Source organism: Salinibacter sp., assembly GCF_042218895.1.
Taxonomy (GTDB): Bacteria; Bacteroidota; Rhodothermia; order Rhodothermales; family Salinibacteraceae; genus Salinibacter.
In genome coordinates, this window is sequence record NZ_JBDGQQ010000062.1 from 25,991 (window position 1) to 32,085 (window position 6,095).

At 62.2% G+C, this 6,095-nt stretch carries 5 protein-coding genes; 4 read left to right on the plus strand and 1 reads right to left on the minus strand.

Features of this window, described 5'->3' with window-relative positions; translation table 11 throughout:
- Nucleotides 1-48 precede the first annotated feature (48 nt).
- The 3 genes from ABEL04_RS06485 (at nt 49) to ABEL04_RS06495 (ending at nt 3,562) form a co-directional block, all read left to right on the plus strand.
- Nucleotides 49-852, plus strand: coding sequence for a hypothetical protein (locus tag ABEL04_RS06485; RefSeq protein ID WP_375801570.1), 804 nt, complete (start codon nt 49-51; stop codon nt 850-852).
- Between the two features lie 193 nt (nt 853-1,045).
- Nucleotides 1,046-1,795, plus strand: coding sequence for a 3-oxoacyl-[acyl-carrier-protein] reductase (fabG, locus tag ABEL04_RS06490; RefSeq protein ID WP_375801571.1), 750 nt, complete (start codon nt 1,046-1,048; stop codon nt 1,793-1,795).
- Between the two features lie 333 nt (nt 1,796-2,128).
- Nucleotides 2,129-3,562 carry a DEAD/DEAH box helicase gene (locus tag ABEL04_RS06495; RefSeq protein ID WP_375801572.1) on the plus strand — a complete coding sequence of 478 codons (1,434 nt, stop codon included), beginning with the start codon at nt 2,129-2,131 and terminating at the stop codon, nt 3,560-3,562.
- Nucleotides 3,563-3,774: 212 nt separating this feature from the next.
- On the opposite strand, the gene ABEL04_RS06500 is transcribed toward ABEL04_RS06495, so the two are convergent.
- Nucleotides 3,775-3,999, minus strand: coding sequence for a hypothetical protein (locus ABEL04_RS06500; protein ID WP_375801573.1), 225 nt, complete (start codon nt 3,997-3,999; stop codon nt 3,775-3,777).
- Nucleotides 4,000-4,336: 337 nt separating this feature from the next.
- Here ABEL04_RS06500 and ABEL04_RS06505 point away from each other — a divergent pair, with 337 nt between their 5' ends.
- Nucleotides 4,337-5,785 (plus strand): sugar porter family MFS transporter, encoded by a 1,449-nt coding sequence (locus ABEL04_RS06505; protein WP_375801574.1) that lies wholly within the window; start codon nt 4,337-4,339, stop codon nt 5,783-5,785.
- Nucleotides 5,786-6,095 lie beyond the last annotated feature (310 nt).

Genomic DNA, 6,095 nt, shown 5'->3' on the forward strand with positions numbered 1-6,095 from the left:
CGTGCGGACACCAAACCCGCCCTCTCCCCGACACTTCCGCCGGTCGCCATGTTCCTGCCGTTCATCTCCTCCCCCAAACTGTTTTGCCGACTCACCGGAATCCTTCTGCTCCCGCTCCTTGTCGCTGGGTGTGGTGGGGGGGACACCTACTCGGTCGATCAGGGTCAAATTGCTGAGCGGTTCCTCCCCGCCGAGCGGACCGTGAGCCACCATCCGGATTCCCTCCAGGCCCTCGAGATTACAGAGGGGGACGAAAAGATCCAGTACGAGCTGAGCCGGGACTACGAATCCCTATTCCAGAAATGGTCCTGCAGCTTCCTGAACCTAGGCACTGGCCCGTCTGTGTCCAGCCCCACCTACGCCACCCTCTGGAGCCTCGAGCTCTCCCTCGCCTCTCTCCAACCAGAAACGGGGATTCTCACGCTTCGGAAGAAGCGGGCGAGGAAGCTCCTTGAGAGGCGGCGCGAGGAGTACTTCGACACGATACAGATTGACGTCTTTTGGTTTGTGAGACGCGGAGGCGACGGAATTGTCGCGGGTCCTGGAGCCCGGACCACGCTGCACGTTCGGGATACCACGTATCGCCCGGTGCGGTCGGACCACGGCCCGCTTCGGGAAGCCTTTCTGAGTGGTGGAACCACCGCGCTGTACCGCCGCAACATGCTTTACTTTCCTCGGACTCTGGACGGCACGGACATCTTAGAGGGAGCATCGAAAATACGTCTCGAAGTGAGTCGAACCGGGAGCGGATCGACCAGAAAATTCGTGTGGCGCTGGAACGAGGAAAACACGGCCGTGCATAAGGAGGATGGACCGCGGGCAACGACTGCGTCTCCCCTGACTCGCCGGTGATGTCGTCTCCCCCCTGCTCGGCCAGGCTCTCAATCTGGAATACGGCCGTTCCCCGCGGACGCTGGAACGTAACAGTTACGACCGGCGCTGCCGGGCCCCTTGTCTTTCCGGCCAGGATTCTCAATCTTCTGAGGCACACCGGGCGGGGAGGGTCACAGCGCCGCACTCGCACACAGGAACTTTGAACCTCACCATGCAGGCCGACTTTCGGGGCTCCACTGCTCTCATCACGGGAGGAACCCGGGGAATTGGACGTGCCATCGCCGAGGCGTTCGCCGAGGCAGGGGCCAATGTGGCCTTCACCTACCGCTCCTCCACCGACACGGCCTCTGCCCTCGTGGAGGCTTTCGAAGAACAGGGCACCGAGGCCCTCGCACTGCAGGGCGACGTGGCCGATCTGGAGGCGGCGCAGGCCCACGTCGACGCCACCCTGGAGCGATGGGACACGCTCGATGTGCTCGTAAACAACGCAGGCATCACCCGAGATGGCCTCATGCTCCGGATGAAGGAAGCGGACTGGGACGCGGTCCTGGACACGAATCTGAAAGGAACGTTCAACTTCTGCAAGGCGGCGTATCCCACCATGATGCGCCAGCAACAGGGCTCGATCATCAACATTTCCTCCGTCGTCGGCACCACCGGAAACGCCGGCCAGACCAACTACGCTGCCTCCAAGGCCGGCATCATCGGCTTCTCGAAGAGCCTCGCCAAGGAGCTGGGCAGTCGCAACGTCACGGTAAACGTGGTGGCCCCAGGCTACGTGCAGACCGACATGACCGAGGAGCTGGACGAAGAGACTCGCGAGTCCCTTCTCGACACGATCCCGCTGGACCGGCTCGCAGAGCCCGACGAGGTTGCCAACGCCGTACTCTTTCTAGCCTCTCCGGCGGCAACATACGTGACAGGACACGTCCTGCACGTGAACGGGGGGCTTGCCATGTGAGCATACTGTCGACCAGTTCGGACTCGGGAGTGCCGGACGGCCTCTCCGGTGCAACCCACAACCTCGGTGTGCGGGGGCGCTGCATTCGGCCCTCCAACCCAACTCGTCGGCGATGCGAGGACGTTTCGCCTGAAAAACTCTCCCGACGGAGCCCGCACTTTTTTGCTCTCTAGTCAAGGACGGAGGGGATCGACCAGGGGGCATTCGCGTTGTACTCACAAATGCTTCAGTGGGGTCTTCACCGCTCCCCTGTTTCTCCTCTTAGCGCCGGGCTGGACGTTCGTCGCGCACCTCCCTGACCTGTACCGTACCTGGAACCGAACTGCTTGCCGCATGGCTCCCGATATTCCGCAGAGCGCTTACGTAGAACAGATCGACCTGACCTCCGACGCCCAGAAGGAACGTCGGCGTGACGAAGTCGGCGAACTCCGCGAGCCTGATCCTCCGCTCGAAGAGGTCACCACCGACGACCTCTCCGGGCAGATTGAGCAAGCGGTGCACGCTGCCGGGTGGACCGACCTGATGGACGTGCAGCGGAAGGCCATCCCGTACGTGCTTGAGGGACGCGACTTAATCGTCCAGTCCCAAACCGGGTCGGGCAAGACCGGGGCGTTCCTGCTCCCTCTCTTCGACCTCATCAATCCGGAGAAGAAGGAGCAACAGGTCCTTATCCTCACGCCAACTCGGGAGCTTGCCCGTCAGATCCACGAGGAGTTTGAGCGGATGAAAATTGCCACGCCCCGAACGAACCGGATGGAGGCAGCGCTCGTCTACGGGGGAGTGGGCTATGGATCCCAGATCGACGCGCTAGAGAGTGGAGCGCAGGTGGTCGTAGGGACGCCTGGACGCACCCTCGACCATTTAGAGAGCCGCAACTTTATTGCCGACACCGTCCAGATGCTTGTGCTGGACGAAGCCGACGAGATGCTCTCGATGGGCTTCTACCCGGACATGAAGGACATTGTCGACTTCCTGCCGGAGGACCGTGTCTCGTACATGTACAGTGCCACAATGCCGCCTAAGGTACGGACGGTGGCGCGCGAGTTCCTTGACGACCCTGGCTTTCTTTCGCTCAGTAGCGACAAGGTGAGCGTCGAGGAGAACGAGTACCGGTACTATCTGGTCAACCCGATGGAAAAGGACCGGGTGTTGGCGCGGCTCATGGAGCTCGAGGAGCCGGAGTCGGCCCTCATCTTTGCCAACACGAAGCGGGAGGTGAGCTACCTCAGCAAATTCCTCTCCAACAAAGGGTACGACGTGGACGAGATGTCCGGCGACCTTTCTCAGCGCGATCGGGAGGAGGCGCTCGATCGGCTGCGGGAGGGCGACCTCCGCCTGCTGGTGGCAACAGACGTGGCGGCTCGGGGCATCGACGTGTCCGACCTGAGCCACGTCTTCATCTACGACGTGCCGCAGGACCATGAGTACATCATTCACCGCTCCGGCCGCACGGCCCGGGCCGGGGAGGAGGGCACGACGATCGTCCTCTCCACCCACGAGGACGAGTTCGAGCTCAAGCGGATGGCCAACACGTACGACATCGACCTTGAGCGAGCCGAACTGCCGGAGGATCCGCACCAGACGGCCACGGAGCTGCTGGAAGAGCGTCACGACGAGATCCAGCGCTCCCCCGACGGCATCGAGCAGGACGTTCAGGACTTCGTGCCGCTCGTGCAGGAGCTCTCTGAAGAGCGCCCGGAGCTACTCGCGTCTCTCGTGACCAAGGTGTATGCTCAGGCGAAGCAGGAGGAGGAAGACGCAGCGTAAGCGCCTGATGGCGCCTCCACACGCGTCCCGGGAAGCTCTTCCCCTACTGCGTTCACGGCGCTGCATCGCCGTACTACTGCGGTCACGTCCGTTCCGTGCGTCCAGCGACGTGGAGAGCTTGCCCCTAGCGATTCGTGCGCCTCTCAGTGCCAGCCCACCCGACTCCCTCGCGCGTCGCGCTCGAGTGATGTGAGATTGAGCCGACACAGCTCTCATTCCTCAGGCGCATCAAGGACCCGCTTCGTGAGCTGGTATGCAATGAACCCCCCTCCGGCGAACACGACTCCGTAGATCCCTACGGGATTCTGGGCTTGTGCGACTGCCTCATAGGCCACCGCGGAGAGACCGGCCGCCACACCCCCGGCCGCGACGAAGATGATGGTTTGCAGTAGCCACCGACCGAGTGCCTGACCCGGAGACAGTGGTTGGTCGGACATGGCGAGTATTCGCGTCTTTGGAGACTAATCGGAGGAGAGAAGATAGGACCCATCACCGGCAACGGCAAGCCAAGCTCAAGGGCGACCCTTGAGACGATTCGGTACGGCTCTGATTTCTGGGGGTCGGCAAGCCCCGCGCCGTGGTCTCTCCGGTGTTCCCCCGCCCGCCCGTCAGGGGCTTCCCCTGAGGCCATCGCGGTTTGCATTTCTCCGCTCCTTCCTCCTATGCTCCCCGAACCGGATCTCGTTGTGTTCGATGGACACGCATGGATGTCCTCACCTAGCGTACTAGGGGCGCCCACGCCTTCTGGATCCTCCCCAAGGACTCTCCCATCCGATGGATGACGTCGACAAGTCGGCACACGCTGATCAGCAATCGCAGTTCAACCTCCTGAGGATTGTCTTTGTCTCCCTCACGGCAGCACTCGGGGGATTTCTGTTCGGGTTCGACAGTGGCGTGATCAATGGCACTGTCGAGGCCATCCAGGCTGCCTTCGGGGCGAGCGATGCGGTTACCGGGTTCAACGTGGCGTCGATGCTGCTGGGCAGTGCTGTGGGCGCCTTCTTCGCCGGAAACCTGGCCGACAAAATCGGGCGGCGGCGGACGATGATCCTTACAGCCATCGCTTTCATGGTCAGTGCGTGGGGCTCCGGGGCGGCAGGATCGTCGCTTCCGTTCATTCTAGCCCGGCTGACGGGGGGGCTGGCCGTGGGGGCGGCCAGCATTCTGGCTCCGGCCTACATCAGCGAAATCGCACCGGCGGAGATTCGGGGCAGCCTCTCGACCCTGCAACAGCTGATGATCGTCATCGGGTTGTTCATGGCGTTCGTGAACAACTACGTCATCGCGCAGGCCGCGGGGAGCGCCTCCGAGTCGTTCTGGTTCGGGTACGGAGCCTGGCAGTGGATGTACTGGATGGAACTGATTCCAGCCTCCATCTTCCTACTCTCGCTGCTTCTCGTTCCGGAGTCGCCCCGCTACTTGGTAGCGGCGGGCCAAGAGGCGGAGGCCCGATCGGTGCTCGATCGCCTGGGGACCGCCGCCGACGTAGACGCTAAGATCGCAGACATTCGCTCGACCCTGGAGGAGGAGCGACAGCCCCGCCTCACCGACGTCATTCAAGAGCACACGGGAAAGATCCATCCGCTTGTCTGGGTCGGAATCGGGCTTGCCTCCCTCCAGCAGTTTACCGGCATCAACGTGGTGTTCTATTACGGGGGAACGCTCTGGCAGGCCGCCGGCTTCACGGAGGCTAGCGCGCTGCTCACCAATGTGGTGAACGGCTCCGTCAACGTGCTCTTCACGTTTGTCGCCATCGCCCTCGTAGACCGGGTTGGTCGAAAGCCACTTCTCCTGGTGGGGGCATTGGGGCAAGCCCTCATGCTCGGCGCCATGGCCGTCACCTTCGCTGGAGCGGCGAGCGGCGACGCCGGAAGTCTCGAAATGCAGGGCAATCAGGGATTGATTGCCCTGCTGGCCGCGAACGGCTACATTGCGTTCTTCGCCTTCTCGTGGGGGCCGATCATGTGGGTCATGCTCGGTGAGATGTTTCCGAACAAGTTTCGGGGGGCCGCCCTCTCAATCTGTGGGCTCGTGCAGTGGGTCTCGAACTTCATCGTCACTTGGAGCTTCCCTGTTCTCCTGAGTTCGATCGGACTGGGCTTTTCGTACGGCATCTACGCGGCCTTTGGGGTTGTGGCCTTCGTGTTCGTGCGGCTCTTCGTGGTGGAGACGAAAGGGCGCACCCTGGAGGACATGTCCCGCGAGGCCGAGGCATCCACCTAGTCCGGGGCCCGCCCGACAGGCAGGGGCGTCGGGACAGTTTCTTTAGGTTGTGGAGCTGGATCAAATCCGGGCGCTGGTCGCGGACCGAGAATTTAGGAGACCAGGTTTCCTGGAGGAACCCAAGGAGAGACAGGACGAACTGAACCGATATGTCTAAGCGCTCATCGCTCCGTGCTCATTCTGCCGGGTAGTTAGGTCGTCAGATGTCACGAGAACGCGATTGATGCCCCGCCAAAGTGTATAGACCGGAGAGACGGTTTACACCCGTTCCGGGACATGGTTTACAGATTAGCGATCAGGGTCTTCAAGG